Genomic DNA, 16,386 nt, shown 5'->3' with positions numbered 1-16,386 from the left:
CCCCCCCCCCCCCCCCCCCCCCCCCCCCCCCCCCCCCCCCCCCCCCCCCCCCCCCCCCCCCCCCGCCCCGCCCCCCCCCCCCCCGGGCGGGGGGGGGGGCGGGGGCTCTTCGAGCAATCACCATCCGCCCTAACCCCAGTGCCCGCCACAGACCATGAACAAGCCCCAGCGCCCGGCTGAACCGGAGCCGCCGGCCAGCGCATAATGCGGGCCATGATCATCCAATCCCTGCTCGACACCGACCTCTACAAGTTCACGATGATGCAGGCGGTACTGCACCAGTACCCGGGGGCCATCGTCCAGTACCGGTTCAAGTGCCGTACGCCGGGGATTGATCTGGCCGCGTACATGGACGAGATCAACAGCGAGATCGACCATCTCTGCAGTCTGCGTTTTACCGCAGATGAACTGGAATACATGCGTCGGCTGCGCTTCGTGAAGGCGGATTTCGCCGATTTCCTTGGTCTGTTCCACCTGGACCGCAAGTACATCAGCCTGCGTGCGTCGGAGACAGTGCCGGGTGAGATCGAGCTGGACATCACCGGCCCGTGGCTGCACACCATCATGTTTGAAGTACCGCTGCTGGCGATCATCAACGAAGTCTGGTTCCGCAATACCAGCACCTCCGATTTCAGCGAAGGCGAGCGCCGCCTGCAGGCCAAGACCGCGTTGTTGCGTGATACGCCGGGGTTCGAGAACTGCCGCATTGCCGATTACGGCTCGCGCCGGCGCTACTCGCGGGAGTGGCATGGCACCATGCTGCCGATGCTGCGTGACGCGCTGGGCCCGCAGTTCGTCGGCACCAGCAACGTGTATTTCGCACGCATGTACGGCATGACCCCGCACGGCACGATGGCGCATGAGTATCTGCAGGCATTCCAGGCGTTGGGTCCACGTCTGCGCGATTCGCAGGTAGCCGCACTGGATTCGTGGGCGCGCGAGTACCGCGGCGATCTGGGTATCGCGCTGTCGGACGTGGTCGGGCTGGACGCCTTCCTGCGCGACTTCGACATGTATTTCTGCAAGCTGTTTGATGGCGTGCGCCACGACTCCGGCGACCCGTTCAGCTGGGGCGACCGCATGCTGGCACATTTCAAGGCCAACCGCGTCGACCCGATCAACAAGGTATTGGTCTTCAGCGATGGCCTGAACATCGAGAAGGTGATGCAGCTGTACGACTATTTCCGTGGCCGCTGCCAGGTCGCCTTCGGGGTTGGCACCCACCTGACCAATGATCTTGGCCCCACGCCGCTGAACATCGTGATCAAGATGGTCCGCTGCAATGGCCAGCCGGTGGCCAAGCTCAGCGACTCGCCCGGCAAGAGCATGTGTGATGATCCGGGCTATCTGTCCTATCTGCGGCAGGTATTCCAGCTAGATCAGTGATTGCAGGCCGGTCGTAGGGCATGAACACGGCAGTGAATAATTGCCGTTGTATATAGTTTTCTCTTACGTTTGTGATGCCGTTCTCATTTTTAGGACATCCCCGGCACTCCGGTGTAATATCTGTGCCCACGTACATATGGGTACGATGTGGTTTTGATCGGGGGGGCAATGCGGATTTTGTCGGTTTTTGGTACCCGTCCTGAGGCGATCAAGATGGGGCCGTTGGTACAAGCTCTAGCTGCCGCTCCGGGAGTTGAATCAATCGTTGCGACGACGGGACAGCATCGGGCGATGCTGGACCAGGTTCTGGAGCTTTTCCAGATCGTCCCTGACGTCGATCTGGACGTGATGACAGGCAATCAGACCTTGAACGGATTGTGCGCTCGCTTGTACGAGCGACTGGATGATCTGTACGCAAAGGTCCAGCCTGATCTCGTGCTCGTCCATGGCGATACCACCACCGCAATGACGGCTGCGATGGCAGCTTTCCATCGGCGTATCCGGATCGGCCATGTCGAAGCTGGACTACGTACTGGTGATCTGCACAAGCCGTGGCCGGAGGAACTGAATCGTCGGGTCGTGGACCTGGTCGCGGACTATCTGTTTGCACCGACTGAGAGCTCGCGGCTGAATCTGGCCAGGGAGAACCCGGCTGGACAGGTCATCGTCACTGGAAACACCGTCATTGATGCGCTGAAGCTGAGCGTTGAACGACTTGATGGCGATCTGGAGCTGCGGGCTTCGATCGATGCGGGACTGCCGTTGCGACCGGGTCGCCGGGTACTTCTGGTTACCGGCCATCGACGTGAGAGCTTCGGTGAAGGCTTCAACAACATCTGCATCGCCTTGTCCGCACTCGCCGCTGAGCCCGATCTGGATATCGTCTATCCGGTTCACTTGAATCCCAACGTGCAGGGGCCGGTGCATGCCCATCTGGCCGGCAAGGACAACATCCATCTGCTGCCGCCGCAGGATTACCTGAGCTTCGTGCGCCTGATGCAGCGGGCGGATGTGATCCTTACCGACTCTGGCGGCGTGCAGGAAGAAGCGCCCGCATTGGGCCGCCCTGTGCTGGTCATGCGCGACGTCACCGAGCGTCCCGAAGCGGTCGCCATGGGCGTGGTCACCTTGGTGGGAACCGCATCGGATCGGATCGTCAGCGCGGTCCGGCAGGCCTTGGCGCAGCCAGCGCGGGTGGCTCGTTTCGATCCCCATCTGAGTCCCTACGGCGATGGCGCGGCGAGTGAGCGCATCGTCGCGGCGTTGATCAACGCGCCGTATCGCGAGTTCGTCCCGGGTGGATCCGCCGAAGTATCCAAGAAGCGCAACCCGTCAAACCAAACCGAGTGTGCCTGATGACCTTTTACTTACGTAAACCTGGCACCAAGGGTGTCGCTCTGCCTTTGCTCGTGCTCGCATTGAGCATTGCTTTGCCGGTGTCTGCTGCCGATACCGCGGGCGGCCAGTTCCGCGAGTGGAGCGCCAATGCCCTTGTCTCGCGCAACATGACCTTGCGCGACCTGGGCTTCACCCAGCCGATCAGCCTGCGCGGTCAGGACAACCAGCGTGAGATCTATCTGCCGGTGCCGGCCGGCATCGCTACCCAGAACGCGCAGCTGCAGCTGGATGCACGTTATCTGCGTGGTCATCCCGGGCGCACTTCCAACCTGCTGAGCATCGATGATGATGCGGTGGCAGCGCGCACCGTCACCGATCCGCAGGGCGATCTGAGCCAGCTGATCGGTATTGATGGATTCCCGCGCTCCAGTGGCTTTGTGCGTTTCGGCGTGGGTTGGTGGTCGACCGTGTCGGACTACCAGTGCGCTGACCAGAGCGCACCGGCCAACGTCCTGCGGATCGCGCCGGAAACGCGTTTCAGTTATCAGTTCGATGGCCGTGCCATCGATACCGTGGCCAAGGCCTGGAGCGCGCTGCCGCGCAGTGTGCGCTTGCTGGTGGACGGGCAGCAGTTGGACGCTGGCAGCTACGACACCGCCTGGCGCGTTGGCGCGGTGCTGGAGTCAGCGGGCAAGCGGGTGACCGTGACGGCGTTGCCCAAGGTCGGTGACAGCATCGATCTGCGTGGTACCCAGGTGCCGGCCAGTTTGATGGCGGTACCGGCGTATGCAGCGTTGGCCGCAGCTGAAGCGCAGCATCGTATTGCCAGCGAGGCCGAGGTGGGAGCACTGCTGTCGCTGGGCCGCAACAGTGGCCTACCGCTGGATGTGGCTGTCGCCAGCCCGGCACTGCGCAGTGCGGTCAAGCGCGCGCTGGATGCATTGGCCACGCAGGTGGGCAGTGCCGATGCAGAAGGCGCTGTGGCATTTGCCGCCTGGCGCAAGAGCAGCATGGGCACCCTGGAAACCGCTGTGGAAGGCCGCAATGTCGGCGCCGGTGTGGTGGCCGGGCAGCCGATGCTGGTGGTGGGTACCGGTGCCGCCGCCGAGGTTGCCGGCCTGCTGGGCGCACAGTGGCGTGCCTACGCACTGGGCCAGAACCTGCAGGTCAACAAGGCGCAGCCGCTGGTCAACGAAAAGGGTGTGGTGCTGCTGGATCGTCTGGGCACCTTCTCCGGTACCCAGGACATCATCGCCCGCAGCGACCGCACCGCCAACGCCGACCTGGGCCTGCTTTCCAGCGAGGGACGCTTGCCGCTGGAGGTGGTCATCGACGTATCCGGTGCTCCCAATGCGGCTGGTGAAGGTGCCGTTGCCTCGATCTTCTTCAACGACTACCTGCTCGGCGCAACGGTGCTCAACACCAATGGAAAGCCGCAGCGCATTGCCGCCAAGGTGCCGCTGTACGCGATTGCCGCACGCAACGAGGTGCGGGTGTCGTTCCTGCGCCAGCCGGCCCGGCCACACTGCCATGATCCGGCGACGCCGTACCCGGTGTCGTTGCTGCCAAGCAGCCACATCGTGATGGGCGAGCGTGGCACTGCAGCGGACTTCGTGGGGGCTGCCGCGCACCTGTCCGGCGCGCACAAGGTGCTGGTGCCGGAGGCGTGGCTGCAGAACGCACCGACCACCCTGCAGACCGTGATCCGTATCAGTAATTCGGTGGGTGCAGCAGTGGAGCGGGCCACGCTGGAAGTGGTGAAAGGCAAGTCCTTGCCGTCGCAGGATCAGTCCTATCTTGCTTTCAATCTGCAGCCCGAAGGCGTTAAAAGTGCTGCCGTGGTGGACGCTGGACATCTGCGCATCAGCGGCAAGCAGGACGACACCGTGCTGGACCTGGCGGGCCTGGATAACGCGGCGTTGGTCGAGGTGACCGGCAACGGCGACAAGCAGGGCGTGATCTACCGTGAACTGGGTAACCGTATTCCCAGCATCGCCGAGCCGTTCCGGCTGATGCGCGGCTCGGTGGCGCTGCTCGATGGCCGCGGCTTGGTGCAGGATTTCGACAGGGACGACCCGGAAGGCCTGCGCTTGGCGGTTGATGGCAACCCGCAACCTGCCTGGCAGCGTCACATGGTGTGGTTGCTGCTGCTGATCGGTGTGATCGTGTTCCTGCTGCTGGCTGCACGCGTGGCGCAGATCCGTCGCCGTCGCAAGCTCACCGACGTGCACTGATAGGTCATGGACTCCGTCTACTGGAACATCCAGCTGGCCAACTACTACGCGGGGCTTGAAAAGGCCGCGCTGGTGTTGGCCGTGCTGATCCTGCTGTCCAGTCTGGACGATCTGTTCATTGACCTGTGGTACTGGACGCGGCTGGTATGGCGCAGGTTGACCGTGCTGAAGCGATCTTCCTACCGCCCACTGTCGGCCACGGACCTGCTTGCGCGCGACCAGCAGCCGATTGCGATCATGGTGCCGGCCTGGGCCGAGTACGACGTGATCGCGCAGATGGTGGAGAACATGATCGACGTACTCGATTACCAGGAGTACGTGGTGTTTGTCGGCACCTATCCCAATGACAGCCACACCATCGCCGAAGTCGAACGCATGCGCCGGCGCTACCGTCGCCTGCAGCGGGTGGAAGTGCCGCATGACGGCCCGACCAACAAGGCCGACTGCCTGAACTGGCTGGTGTTGTCGATCTTCGATTACGAAAAGCGCAACGGTATCGAGTTTGCCGGCGTTGTTCTGCACGACAGCGAGGATGTGCTGCACCCGCTGGAGCTGCGTTTCTACAACTACCTGCTACCGCGCAAGGACATGATCCAGCTGCCGGTGACCTCGCTGGACCGCGAGTGGTATGAGCTTGTCGCTGGCACCTACATGGATGAGTTCGCCGAGTGGCATGCCAAGGATCTGGTGGTGCGCGAAAGCCTGTCCGGCACCGTCCCCTCGGCCGGTGTAGGCACCTGCTTTTCGCGTAGGGCGCTGCTGGCCCTGAGTGCCGAGACCAGCAACCAGCCGTTCAACACCGACAGCCTGACCGAGGATTACGACATCGGCGCGCGCCTGGGGCGCATGGGCATGCAGTCGATCTTTGCCCGCTTCCCGGTGGAGTTCCGGGTGCGGCGCCCGTCGTCGTGGTTTGGCTGGGGCGGTGCGCGCGAGCGCAAGCTGAGCATGGCCTTGTGCGTACGCGAATACTTCCCCGACAACTTCCGCGCTGCCTATCGGCAGAAGGCGCGCTGGGTGCTGGGTATCGGCATGCAGAGCTGGGAGACCCTGGGCTGGGGCGGCAGCCTGGCCAACCGCTACCTGCTGCTGCGTGACCGCAAGGGCATCATCACCTCGTTCGTCAGCATCCTGGCCTATCTGCTGTTTGCGCAGCTGATGTTGTTCTGGCTGTTGAAGGTGACGGGTGTGTGGCAGATGGAGTTTCCCACGGTATTCCAGGCCGGCTCCTGGCCGATGGCCATTGCCCTGTTCACCACTGGCGCACTGGTCATGCGGGTGCTGCAGCGCATGTACTTCGTCAATCGCTTGTACGGTTGGGAACACGCCGTGATGTCGGTGCCGCGCATGATCGTGGGCAATGTCATCAATTGCGCCGCCACCGCCCGCGCCTGGCGCCTGTTTGCCGGCTATCTGCTGTTCGGCAAGCGTCTGGTCTGGGACAAGACAATGCATGACTTCCCGACCAACACCCAACTGGTGCAGATCCGTCGACGCCTGGGCGAACTGCTCAGCGTCTGGCAGGCGGTGGAGCCGGAGCGGCTGCAGCAGGCGCTGGACCAGCAGGAGGGCGGACGCCAGCAACCGCTGGGGCGCATCCTGGTGGCACAGGGGTGGCTGGATGATGAAACCCTGGCCGAGGCGATCTCCTTCCAGGAAGACCTGCCGCGCGCCACTATTGATGTGGACTATCTGCAGCAGGGGAATTTCCTGCTGCCGGTGGATGCCTGCGTGCAATGGCGTGTATTGCCACTGCCCGTTGTCACACCGGAGGTGCTGCGGCTGGCCGTGACCAGCACGCTGCCTGGCAACGCGCTGGAGACACTGGCCAAAATCGCAAAGGTCGAGCGTGTTGAACAGTTCATCGCCCGCGAAAGCGAGATCAATGCGGGTCTGCGCCTGATCTGTGGTTCCGATTACCACATCAATGCGGTGCCGCTGCTCGGTGACCTGTTGGTGGAAATGAAACTGATCACACGCGAGCACTTCCAGACCGCGCTGGACGAGTATCGGCCGCACCGTGATGGCCGTATTGGCGACTACCTGGTGCGCCGCGGCGTGGCCAGCGAGCAGGCCATCGCCACTGCAGTGGAAGAACAACAACGACGTGCGCGCGAAGCACGTCTGCATCCGGACGTGTTCCTGGCATGAGCAAGAAACTGTTGAAACCCCTTGTTGCGCTGGTGCTTGCCGGCGCCTGCGCGCCGGCGATGGCCGACGAACTGCCGTTGTCCGGCGCTGCCTATCGCAATGCCGAGCAGGCCTATGCAGCGTATGCGCGGGGTGACTACGACGAAGCCGTCAGACAGGCACGTGAAGCGGTGCGCTTGCGGCCGGACCTGGCCACGCTCAAGGACCTGCTGCGCACTGCGGAGCAGGCCAAGCGCGCCGCCAGCGGCACGCCTGCGCCGCCAGCGCGGTTGCCGGCACCCGCGCCGGCGGTGAGTGATACGGCGCCACGCAACAAGCAGGCCGATCGCGTGCAACAAGCGTGGCAGGCCGGCGACGCCGCGTACAAGGCCTATAACAGCGGCGCGTTCGAACAGGCCGCCACGCTTGCACGGCAATCATTGGCGCTGGGTGCTGACAATGCTGCGCTGCATACCTTGCTGGTGTACGCACTGGAGAAGCAGGACAGGTTGGACGCGGCCGTGGATGCCGCAGCCGCAGCGCTAAACGCCTTCCCGAACGACACGACCTTATCGGCCTTGCTTGATCGACTGCGGCGTCGCCAGGCGACCGTGCCCGCGGCTGAAGCCTGGCGCGCATACGAGCGCAAGGACTATGCGGGAGCGCTTGAGGCTGCAGCACGGGCCATCCAGCTGGCACCAGATGTTGCGGGCTACCGCTATCTGCAGATCACCTCGTTGCTGGAACTATCCAAGCTGGTCGAAGCGCGGCAGGCGGCGTCTGCGGCGCTGGATCAGGACGAGTTGGATGTGCAGGCCTTGTCGATGCGCGCCTACGCCGCCGCGCGCGGCGGCGACAAGGCTGCTGCCGACGCCGACCTGGAGCTGGCGTTGGCCCAGGATTGGTTGCCTGAAGATCAGATGGCCGCGCTCAAACGCATGGCGGGCGAGATCCGCAGCGCGCCGGACCGCGTGCCGGCGCCACAGGTCTTCTGCACTGGCGAGGGTGAGCAGATGATCTGCAGTGTTGCCCTTGGCGGCAGCGGGGCGGTGGGCAGCCCTGCCTACATCGCAGCTGACCAAGCCTACAAGGCCTATGCATCCGGCCGGTATCGTGAGGCTGCGGCGGCAGTGGGCACCGCTTCGGAAGCTGAGCCGGACAACATCGCCTACCGCGTGTTGCATGCCGATGCATTGGCGATGAGCGGCCAACAGGCGGCTGCCCGCACGCAACTGCAGCCGCTGCGCACACAGGTGCTGCCTGCCGACCAGCTGCTCGGCGCCGGTTATGCCGCGCAGCGTGCCTATCGCAATGACTGGGCGGCAGCGTGGTTCAGCAAGGGCGTGGACGCTATCGACGCGGGCCAGCTGAGCCAGGATCCAAAGGTCCGCCGCAACCTGACCGAGGCGATCTCCGACCTGGAGCGGCAGTGGGGTTTCAACGCGGCACTGGGCTACGGCACGGTCGGGGTGATGAACCCAGCGTTTGCCCCCTCGCTTTCTGCGCGCAAGACCCTGCAGGCCAGCCAGGAGGTGTTCTGGCGTCCGCCAGTGATTGGCAATCGCAACGGCGGTCGCGTCGAGCTGTATGCACGGATGGGCCAGGCCCTGTACGACGGCACCGGTGGCGCGACTGGCATGTCGACCAACCAGGCGGTGCTGGGTGCGCGTTGGAAGCCGTTCCGCACGCAGAATGTCGTCGTCGCGGTGGAGCGCTTCCTGCGTGCCGGTGACAACAGCCGCAATGACTGGCTGCTGCGTGCTGCTTGGTCCGAAGGACGTGGTGGTGGCCTGCGCCAGGACGTCAGCAATTGGAACTACTGGCAGGTGTATGCCGAAGCTGACCGCTTCACCGAGCACCCGCAGACGCTGGGTACGCTGGATGTGCGCTACGGCCGCGCGTTCCGCATGGACCAGGCCAGCCCGCGGTTGGTGCTGGTGCCTTATGCGGGGTTGACCGGTGGTTACGACAACCTGCTGGCGCGCGAAGGCACGTTGGGAATCGGGCCTGGGGTGCTGGCGCGCTACTGGTTCCGCGGTGACAGTCACCATGCCGAGCGCTCTTTTGTCGAACTGAACCTGCAGTACCGCCTGCGCGTGGCCGGGGACGACCGTTCCAAGGGCATGTTTGCCGGTCTCTATTTCTCTTATTGATCCAGGAGTAACGCATGCCCGTTTTCAAAGGCGTGATCCATTACGCCGTCCGCTGCTCGATCTGGATGGCCATGGTTCTTGTACCGCTGCAGGTCGCCGCGTCACCGGCAGGCTCTGCCGCGCGCGATGTGGCGCGGCTGTACGCGTTGCCGCCGGAGGGTTCGATCTATGTACGCGTTGCCAACACCCAGGCCGCACCGCTCAGCGTGCAGGTGGGTGAGGGGCGCGGCGAGCAGGTTTCGGCCGCTGGCAAGCTTGCAACCGATTACTACGTCCAGCCTGGCGGCCAGCCGTTCCGCGTGCGCGTCAATGGCAAGCCGCTGCAGGTGGCGACGCCAGCACCGGCCAGTGGCTTTGTGACCTTGCTGGTGGGCGCCGGTGCCGGAGTGCGGGTCGTGCAGGACCAGCAGGCCACCGGCAGTACCGGTTTGAAGGCCGAGCTTGCGCTCTACAACCTGGTGCCTGGCTGCAATGCCCGGCTGGAGCTCAGCTCTGGTGACGTGGTGTTGGCATCGGTCGCCGAGGCAAGCCGCGGTACGCGCGCGATCAATCCGGTGCAGGCGACGCTGCTGGCCAAGTGTGGTGCACGTGCCTCCGCGCCGCTGCAGCTGCCCGCGCTGAAGGCCGGTGACCGTTACAGCCTGTTCGTCACCGGTACTGCCAACGCGCCGGTGCTCAAGGGGCAGGCTGCACGCACAGAACCCTATCGTGCACGTTGAGCATGTCGCTCTACGCAGACGATCGTAATTCACAGGAAGAAGATTCAATGCCGAACACGATTCGATTCCTGCCACGACTGGCCAGCGCACTGATGGTGACGCTGCTGGCGACCAGCGTGGCCGCTCCGGCCTCCGCGCAGGCGGTGCTGGTGGGCAAGGACAACTGGCTGTTCTATGCCGGTGATGACATGAGCCAGGCCGGCACCGCGGCAATGCGCGAGAACATCGCGCTGATGCGCGATGCCAATGACCTGCTCAAGGCCAAGGGGATTGGCCTGGTGGTGGTTGTGGTGCCGCTGAAGGCACGCTTCGGCCAGGGCAACCTGCCTGAAGGCAGCGCGATCAGTGCCGCTGCACAGCCGCGCTATGCCGCCGCCCAGGAGCAGCTGAAAGCCGCGGGCATCGTCAGCGTCGACCTGATGCCGGCGTTGACTGCCGTCGAGCAGAGTGGGCAGGGCGCCTTCTTCCGCAAGGATTCGCACTGGACGGCCTGGAGCGCGGAAGCTGCAGCGCAGGCCACCGCAGGCGTGGTCCAGCAGCATTGGACGCTTTCCGGCGAGGCCGGTAGCGGCAAGCCGCTGGGGGATTGGATCAAGGAGCGGCGGTTCAGTGACTTCACCGAGCTGATGACCGCCGCGCAGCGCAAGACCGTAGGTCAGGAGATCTACACCGTGCGCAAGCTGGCCGACCAGGGCGGGCTGCTGGATGATGACGTGCCGGTTGTGCAGGTCATTGGCAACAGTGCTGTGCAGCCCTATCTGGGCTTCCCGCAGATGCTGTCCAACAAGTTGGACCGGCCGGTTGGCCTGACCTGGAAGTACGGCAACTTCGGGCCGTGGTCGGTGTTGCTGGAGTATCTGGAGTCCGATGCGTTCGCACAGCACAAGCCGGACGTGGTGGTGTGGCAGCTCAATGAGTCGCAGCTGCTGTTCGGCCCGGATGTGGCCGGGCAGTGGGATGCCTCCGCGCTGCTTGCACCGGCAGCCTGGCGCAACCGGGTGCAGGCGGCGCTGGCCAAATGAGCGGTCAGCCAGCGCAGGAACAGGCGGTAGACGCACAGCAGCGCCCGGCTCATCGCCGCGTCGCTGCCGTGTGGTTGGCATTGATGGCTGTGGGCATGGCCTACGCGGCCGTGCAGCTGAAGGGAAAGGACGCAGTGCCGGCGTTCACCGCCAGCAGCGCATGGGTGGGGAAGGCCGCGCGAGGCGTGGAGGAAGGTCTGCAGCTGCCGTTCAAGGAGCCATTGGAAACGGCCGATGCCGCGTGGCGCTATCGCATGCTTGGGCAGCTTGGCCCGCAGGTGTTGCAGGGTTGTCCGGGCTGGCTGTTCTACGCCGACGGCCTGCGTTCGCCGGCCGGCACCGATCTGGCGCAGGCCCAGGCGGTGCGCGTACAGGTAATGCACAAGGTTGCCTCTGCACTGCGCGAGCGCGGCGTGCAGCTGCTGGTGGTGACCGTGCCGGACAAGTCACGCATTGCCACCCAGCAGTTGTGTGGACTGTCGCGTCCCGCGCCGAGCCAGATGCAGCTGCAGGGCTTCGTACAGGCGCTCGATGACGCTGCCGTCGCGCATGTCGATCTGCGCGCGACGCTGGCCGAGGAGACGTTGCAGCTTCCGTATTACCGCACTGACGTGCACTTGGACCAGGCAGGGGCTGAGCGCGCCGCGCGCGCAGTGGCCGATGCGGCCAAGGCGCTGCTGGGGGGTGAGGGGACGCAGCAGTACACCATCTCCGAAGCTGCCAGCGAACAGCCACGCATGGGGGATCTGATCGTGCTGGCAGGCTTGGAACACGCGCCCGACGGTTGGCGCCCGGCGTTGGACAAGGAGGCGCCGCAGACGATTGAAATGGTCGCAAGCGGTGGCCTGCTGGATGACGGCCCGACGGCGCGCGTGCTACTGGCAGGCAGTTCCAATTCCCGCCGCAGCAATTTCGCTGAGCAGCTCGGCCGGCATCTGCACGAACCCATCCTCAACCAGAGCCGCGATGGCGGAAAGTTCGCCGACGCGGTGCTGGACGTGCTGAAGACTCCCTTGCCGGAAGGCCTGCAGCTGGTGGTGTGGGAGCTCTCGGAAATGTCGCTGTTGCAGCCGCTGTCAGCGCTGGAACGCGAGACGGTTGGCATGCCAAGCGCTGCCAACGCTTCACAAGGACACTGAAATGCCCGCAATGAACTGGTTGCCGAAATCGACCGATTGGGTAAAACGTCTGGATGTTGTCACGCGTGGTGACGAGGTTCGTTGGGACCAGCTGGTTGGGCTGGCCAACGAGTCACTGGATTTCCTCCAGGTAGCCAAGCTGGACAAGCGCCTGGTGGGTGCGTTGCAGGATGGAAAGCTGCAGGTGGCGGACAGCGCCCGCGTGCGCGTGGCGGTACTCGGTGCGTCCACCCTGGAACACCTTGCACCGGGGCTGCGCATTGCAGCGATGCGCTGGGGCATGCAGGCCGAGATCTACTTTCCGGATTACGCGCAGTACTACCAGGAGTTGTTGACCCCGGGCTCGGGGCTGCATTCGTTCGCGCCGCAGGTGGTGGTGTGTGCGATGGACCCGTGGCACCTGCTCGGGCAGGGCGTGGCGCTGTTGACCCAGCAGGAGGCCGATGAGCGGATCGCCGCGGTGGTCGCGCAGCTGCGCGGCGTCTGGAAGCTGGCACGCGAGGCATTTGCCGCGCAGGTCATCCAGCCCAGCCTGATGCCGGTATTCCCGGCGTTGATGGGCAACAACGAGCACCGCTTCAGCGGCGTAAGCAACGCGATGCTGCGGCAGATCAACGCTGCACTGCGCGTTGCCGCAGACGAAGAGGGCGTGGACATCCTTGCACTGGATGACGCCTGCCAGCGCGATGGCCTGGGTGAGTGGCATGACACTCGCCTGTGGCTGCGTGCCAAGCAGTACGTCTCTCCGGCTGCAGCGCCGATGTTCGGTGAACTGGTTGCGCGCCTGATTGCGGCGCGACGCGGCGCAACCGGCAAATGCCTGGTGCTGGATCTGGACAACACCTTGTGGGGCGGCGTCATTGGTGACGATGGGCTGGAGCGCATCGTGCTCGGCCAGGGCAGCGCGGAGGGCGAGGCTTTCATCGCGTTCCAGCGCTACGCCCTTGAGCTGTCGCGGCGCGGCATCATCCTGGCAGTCTGTTCCAAGAATGACGACAGCAACGCCCGCCTGCCCTTCCAGTCACACCCGGAGATGGTGCTGCGTACCGAGGACATCGCCTGTTTTGTCGCCAACTGGGACGACAAGGCCAGCAACCTGCGTTCGATCGCGCAGCAGTTGAATATCGGTGTGGATGCATTGGTGTTCGCCGACGACAACCCGTTCGAGCGCAACCTGGTCCGTCGCGAGTTGCCGATGGTGCGTGTTCCCGAGCTGCCCGAGGACCCGGCGCTGTATGTCGAATGTGTCGCCGGTTCTGGTTATTTCGAATCGCTGGCGCTGACCGCCGAAGACCGTGAGCGCGCCAGCCAGTACCAGGCCAACCAGCAGCGTGAGCTGCTGCGGGGCAGCCAGGGTGACCTGGCCGGTTACCTGGCCAGTCTGACGATGGTGCTGGAATGGGCGCCCTTCAACGCCACCGATCAAGCCCGCATTGTCCAGCTGATCAACAAGACCAACCAGTTCAACCTCACCACCCGCCGCTACGGCGATGCGGAGGTCGAGCAGTTGATGGCAACGCCAGGGGCGGTGCTGTTGAGCTTGCGCCTGTCCGATACATTTGGTGACAACGGCATCATCTCGATCATCGTCGCACTGCCAAGCCGGGAGGCGGACGCGGAGTGGATCATCGATACATGGCTGATGAGCTGCCGGGTGCTGGGCCGTGGGGTCGAGCAGGCTGCCTTGCAGGTACTCGTCGAACAAGCGCGCAAGGCCGGTGCCAAGCGCCTGGTCGGGCAGTTCCGGGCGACGGCCAAGAACGGCATGGTCGCCGCACATTACGAAAAGCTGGGCTTCTCACTTCGCTCGCAGGATGAATCCGGCAGTGATTGGGTGCTGGAGCTTGAAGAATTCAAACCAGGGGATGTCCCCATGCAGATCAGGAGCAAGCAATGAACAACGCGGAAATTCTCGCCATCCTCCAGGAAACCCTGCGTGATGTTTTCGACGATGAATCGGTGGTGATCACCGAGGCCTCCAGCGCAGCCGACTTCCCCGCCTGGGATTCGCTGAGCAACGTCAACATCATGGTCGCCACCGAGATGCGTTTCGGCGTGCGCTTCAAGGCTTCGGAAGTAGAAGGGCTGCGCAACGTAGGTGAGCTCATCGCGCTGATCCAGAAGCAGAAAGGCGGTTGATCCAACCCGGCCGGGCCACAAGCCCGGCCTCAACGAAGCGAAGCCATGCTGTTCAATTCACTCCCGTTCCTGCTGCTGTTTCTTCCCATCGCCCTGGGCGGCTACTACCTTCTTGGTGGCATTCGTCCCAGCCTGGCAGCGATATGGCTGAGCCTTGCATCACTGGTGTTCTACGGCTGGTGGAACCCAACCTTCGTCGTGCTGTTGATGGCGTCGATCGTATTCAACTACCTGCTCAGTCTGGTGATCCTGTCCACCGAGGACAGGCCGAAGCTGCAGTTGTGGGTTCTGGGTTTGGGTATCGCGGCCAATCTGGGCGTGCTGTTCTACTACAAGTACTTTGCAGCGCTGCTGGGCGTGCTGGATGGTTGGGGTCTTGTCGCGCACAGCACCAGCGACATCATCCTGCCGCTGGGCATCTCGTTCTTCACCTTCACCCAGATGGGCTTCCTGCTCGACTGCCGTGCTGGCGTGGTGCGCGAGCGGAGTTTTTCATCCTACGTGCTGTTCGTGACCTTCTTCCCGCACCTGATCGCCGGGCCGATCCTGCATCACAAGGAAATGATGCCGCAGTTCGCCGACCGTGCGAACTATCGCTTCAAGGCGGAGAACCTGAGCGTGGGCGGCGCACTGTTCGTGATTGGCCTGGCCAAGAAGGTATTGCTGGCCGACAACATCGCACCATGGGCCGAGGCGGGATTCTCGGCGCCGGGTGAACTGCAGCTGTTGGGCGCGTGGAGTGCCGCGCTGGCGTATGCGCTGCAGCTGTACTTCGATTTCTCCGGTTACTCGGACATGGCGATGGGCCTGGCCAAGATGTTTGGCATCCGCTTCCCGATGAACTTCAACTCGCCATACAAATCGACAGGCATCATCGAGTTCTGGACGCGTTTCCACATGACGCTGACGCGCTATCTCACCGCCTACCTGTACAATCCGGTTGCCTTGGCGATCACCCGCGCAAGGGCGCAGAAGGGGCTGCCAGTGGGGCGCAAAGCCACTGCAACGCTGCGTGGTTTCGCCAGCATGGTGGTGTTCCCGACGGTGCTGACGATGGGGCTGGCCGGCGTCTGGCACGGTGCCGGGCTGCAGTTCCTGATCTTCGGCCTGCTGCATGGCAGCTACCTGGCGATCAATCATGCCTGGCGCCAGTTCGGTCCGGCTCCGCTTGGCACGGTTGCACGCGGCTGGCATCGTGCCGGCTATGTACTGCTCACCTTCCTGTGTGTCGTGGTGGCGTTGTTGTTCTTCCGCGCGAACAGCACCGCGGATGCGTTCCGCATCCTGGCGGGCATGACCGGCCTGCATGGCATGGAGTCGGTGACGTCTGTGCTGTTCCCGCTGCAGGCAATGTTTGCCGGCAATCCGGACTGGAGCAGCGGTGATCTGCTACGCATGCTGTTCGAGCGTTGGGCCCCGGGCCTGATGATTGCGGCGCTGCTGGCGATCGTGTGGCTTGCACCGAACTCCAACCAGATCATGGGGGCCTATTCGCCCGCGCTGGAAGGATCGGCGCCGGCACCGCGTGCATGGATGCGTTGGCGGCCGAATCTGGCTTGGCTGGTGCTGACCTTGCTGGTGCTCGCCTATGCGATGTTGAACCTGGACAAGACCGCTCGCTTCCTCTACTTCCAGTTCTGAATCCGGCAATCGGTCCGGTTGTTTTCCCTTTCCTGTCGCAGGTGACCCGCAATGCTGGAAAAACTTGGTTGCACATTTCATCACATTGGCATTGCCTGCAAGGATTTCCCACTGGAGCAGATGGTGTGGGAGCAGCTTGGCTACCATCAGGAAGGTGAGGAATTCGAGGATCCGGTACAGCGGGTGAAGGGACGCTTCCTGGTCGGGCCGGGGCCGCGCCTGGAACTGCTGGTGCCAACCTCGCCCGACTCGCCGGTGCAGGGTGTGCTCAGCCGACGCACACGTATGTATCACCAGGCGTTCGAGGTGAAGGATTTCGATGTGGCCTTGGATGCACTGGAAGATGCGGGCGCACGCCGCACCGCTGAGCCGGCCGCAGCAGTTGCATTCGGCGGCCGCCGCATCGTTTTCCTTTTCCTGCGCAACGGGCATCTGCTGGAACTGATCGAAGCCGCCTGACTTCTCTTGCTGTGCGCTCTGGCAGC

General features: G+C 63.9%; 12 protein-coding genes. All 12 read left to right on the top strand.

Features of this window, described 5'->3' with window-relative positions:
* The first annotated feature begins 213 nt into the window (after positions 1–213).
* The 12 genes from pncB (at position 214) to ACVOLV_RS07695 (ending at position 16,360) form a co-directional block, all read left to right on the top strand.
* Complete coding sequence (pncB, locus tag ACVOLV_RS07750; protein WP_481553860.1) at positions 214–1,386, top strand: nicotinate phosphoribosyltransferase; 1,173 nt, start codon at positions 214–216, stop codon at positions 1,384–1,386.
* Positions 1,387–1,554: 168 nt separating this feature from the next.
* On the top strand, positions 1,555–2,742 hold the full coding sequence (gene wecB, locus ACVOLV_RS07745; RefSeq protein ID WP_481553864.1) for a non-hydrolyzing UDP-N-acetylglucosamine 2-epimerase: 1,188 nt from the start codon (positions 1,555–1,557) through the stop codon (positions 2,740–2,742).
* Positions 2,742–4,958, top strand: coding sequence for a hypothetical protein (locus ACVOLV_RS07740; RefSeq protein ID WP_481553859.1), 2,217 nt, complete (start codon positions 2,742–2,744; stop codon positions 4,956–4,958). The genes wecB and ACVOLV_RS07740 overlap by 1 nt, the downstream gene beginning before the upstream one ends.
* A 6-nt stretch (positions 4,959–4,964) precedes the next feature.
* Positions 4,965–7,109 carry a glycosyl transferase family protein gene (locus ACVOLV_RS07735; RefSeq protein ID WP_481553858.1) on the top strand — a complete coding sequence of 715 codons (2,145 nt, stop codon included), beginning with the start codon at positions 4,965–4,967 and terminating at the stop codon, positions 7,107–7,109.
* Positions 7,106–9,241, top strand: a complete 2,136-nt coding sequence (locus ACVOLV_RS07730) for a bacteriophage N4 adsorption protein A (protein ID WP_481553857.1) — start codon at positions 7,106–7,108, stop codon at positions 9,239–9,241. The genes ACVOLV_RS07735 and ACVOLV_RS07730 overlap by 4 nt, the downstream gene beginning before the upstream one ends.
* Positions 9,242–9,255: 14 nt before the next feature.
* Positions 9,256–9,960, top strand: a complete 705-nt coding sequence (locus tag ACVOLV_RS07725) for an alginate O-acetyltransferase AlgF (RefSeq protein ID WP_481553856.1) — start codon at positions 9,256–9,258, stop codon at positions 9,958–9,960.
* Positions 9,961–10,007: 47 nt separating this feature from the next.
* Complete coding sequence (locus ACVOLV_RS07720) at positions 10,008–10,982, top strand: alginate O-acetyltransferase AlgX-related protein (RefSeq protein WP_481553855.1); 975 nt, start codon at positions 10,008–10,010, stop codon at positions 10,980–10,982.
* The gene (locus ACVOLV_RS07715) at positions 10,979–12,121 is read left to right on the top strand and encodes an alginate O-acetyltransferase AlgX-related protein (RefSeq protein WP_481553854.1); all 1,143 of its coding nucleotides are present in this window, start codon (positions 10,979–10,981) and stop codon (positions 12,119–12,121) included. Before ACVOLV_RS07720 ends, ACVOLV_RS07715 begins: the two co-directional genes overlap by 4 nt.
* A gap of 1 nt (position 12,122) precedes the next feature.
* Positions 12,123–14,018, top strand: coding sequence for an HAD-IIIC family phosphatase (locus ACVOLV_RS07710; protein WP_481553853.1), 1,896 nt, complete (start codon positions 12,123–12,125; stop codon positions 14,016–14,018).
* Positions 14,015–14,260, top strand: a complete 246-nt coding sequence (locus ACVOLV_RS07705; RefSeq protein WP_481507950.1) for an acyl carrier protein — start codon at positions 14,015–14,017, stop codon at positions 14,258–14,260. The genes ACVOLV_RS07710 and ACVOLV_RS07705 overlap by 4 nt, the downstream gene beginning before the upstream one ends.
* A gap of 45 nt (positions 14,261–14,305) precedes the next feature.
* The gene (locus ACVOLV_RS07700) at positions 14,306–15,901 is read left to right on the top strand and encodes an MBOAT family O-acyltransferase (RefSeq protein WP_481553852.1); all 1,596 of its coding nucleotides are present in this window, start codon (positions 14,306–14,308) and stop codon (positions 15,899–15,901) included.
* A gap of 51 nt (positions 15,902–15,952) precedes the next feature.
* On the top strand, positions 15,953–16,360 hold the full coding sequence (locus ACVOLV_RS07695) for a VOC family protein (protein WP_481553851.1): 408 nt from the start codon (positions 15,953–15,955) through the stop codon (positions 16,358–16,360).
* Positions 16,361–16,386 lie beyond the last annotated feature (26 nt).

It is taken from the genome of Stenotrophomonas sp. STEN023 (genome assembly GCF_056760135.1).
Note: the sequence above shows the minus strand (reverse complement) of the source record. Positions and strands in the feature narration are given on the sequence as shown.

Excerpts from the sequence above, each read along its gene's own strand:
- ACVOLV_RS07730 (WP_481553857.1), top strand. The coding sequence starts at position 7,106 with ATGAGCAAGAAACTGTTGAAACCCCTTGTTGCGCTGGTGCTTGCCGGC.
- ACVOLV_RS07725 (WP_481553856.1), top strand. The coding sequence starts at position 9,256 with ATGCCCGTTTTCAAAGGCGTGATCCATTACGCCGTCCGCTGCTCGATC.
- ACVOLV_RS07705 (WP_481507950.1), top strand. The coding sequence starts at position 14,015 with ATGAACAACGCGGAAATTCTCGCCATCCTCCAGGAAACCCTGCGTGAT.
- ACVOLV_RS07720 (WP_481553855.1), top strand. The coding sequence starts at position 10,008 with ATGCCGAACACGATTCGATTCCTGCCACGACTGGCCAGCGCACTGATG.
- ACVOLV_RS07735 (WP_481553858.1), top strand. The coding sequence starts at position 4,965 with ATGGACTCCGTCTACTGGAACATCCAGCTGGCCAACTACTACGCGGGG.
- pncB (WP_481553860.1), top strand. The coding sequence starts at position 214 with ATGATCATCCAATCCCTGCTCGACACCGACCTCTACAAGTTCACGATG.
- ACVOLV_RS07740 (WP_481553859.1), top strand. The coding sequence starts at position 2,742 with ATGACCTTTTACTTACGTAAACCTGGCACCAAGGGTGTCGCTCTGCCT.
- wecB (WP_481553864.1), top strand. The coding sequence starts at position 1,555 with ATGCGGATTTTGTCGGTTTTTGGTACCCGTCCTGAGGCGATCAAGATG.
- ACVOLV_RS07715 (WP_481553854.1), top strand. The coding sequence starts at position 10,979 with ATGAGCGGTCAGCCAGCGCAGGAACAGGCGGTAGACGCACAGCAGCGC.
- ACVOLV_RS07710 (WP_481553853.1), top strand. The coding sequence starts at position 12,123 with ATGCCCGCAATGAACTGGTTGCCGAAATCGACCGATTGGGTAAAACGT.
- ACVOLV_RS07700 (WP_481553852.1), top strand. The coding sequence starts at position 14,306 with ATGCTGTTCAATTCACTCCCGTTCCTGCTGCTGTTTCTTCCCATCGCC.
- ACVOLV_RS07695 (WP_481553851.1), top strand. The coding sequence starts at position 15,953 with ATGCTGGAAAAACTTGGTTGCACATTTCATCACATTGGCATTGCCTGC.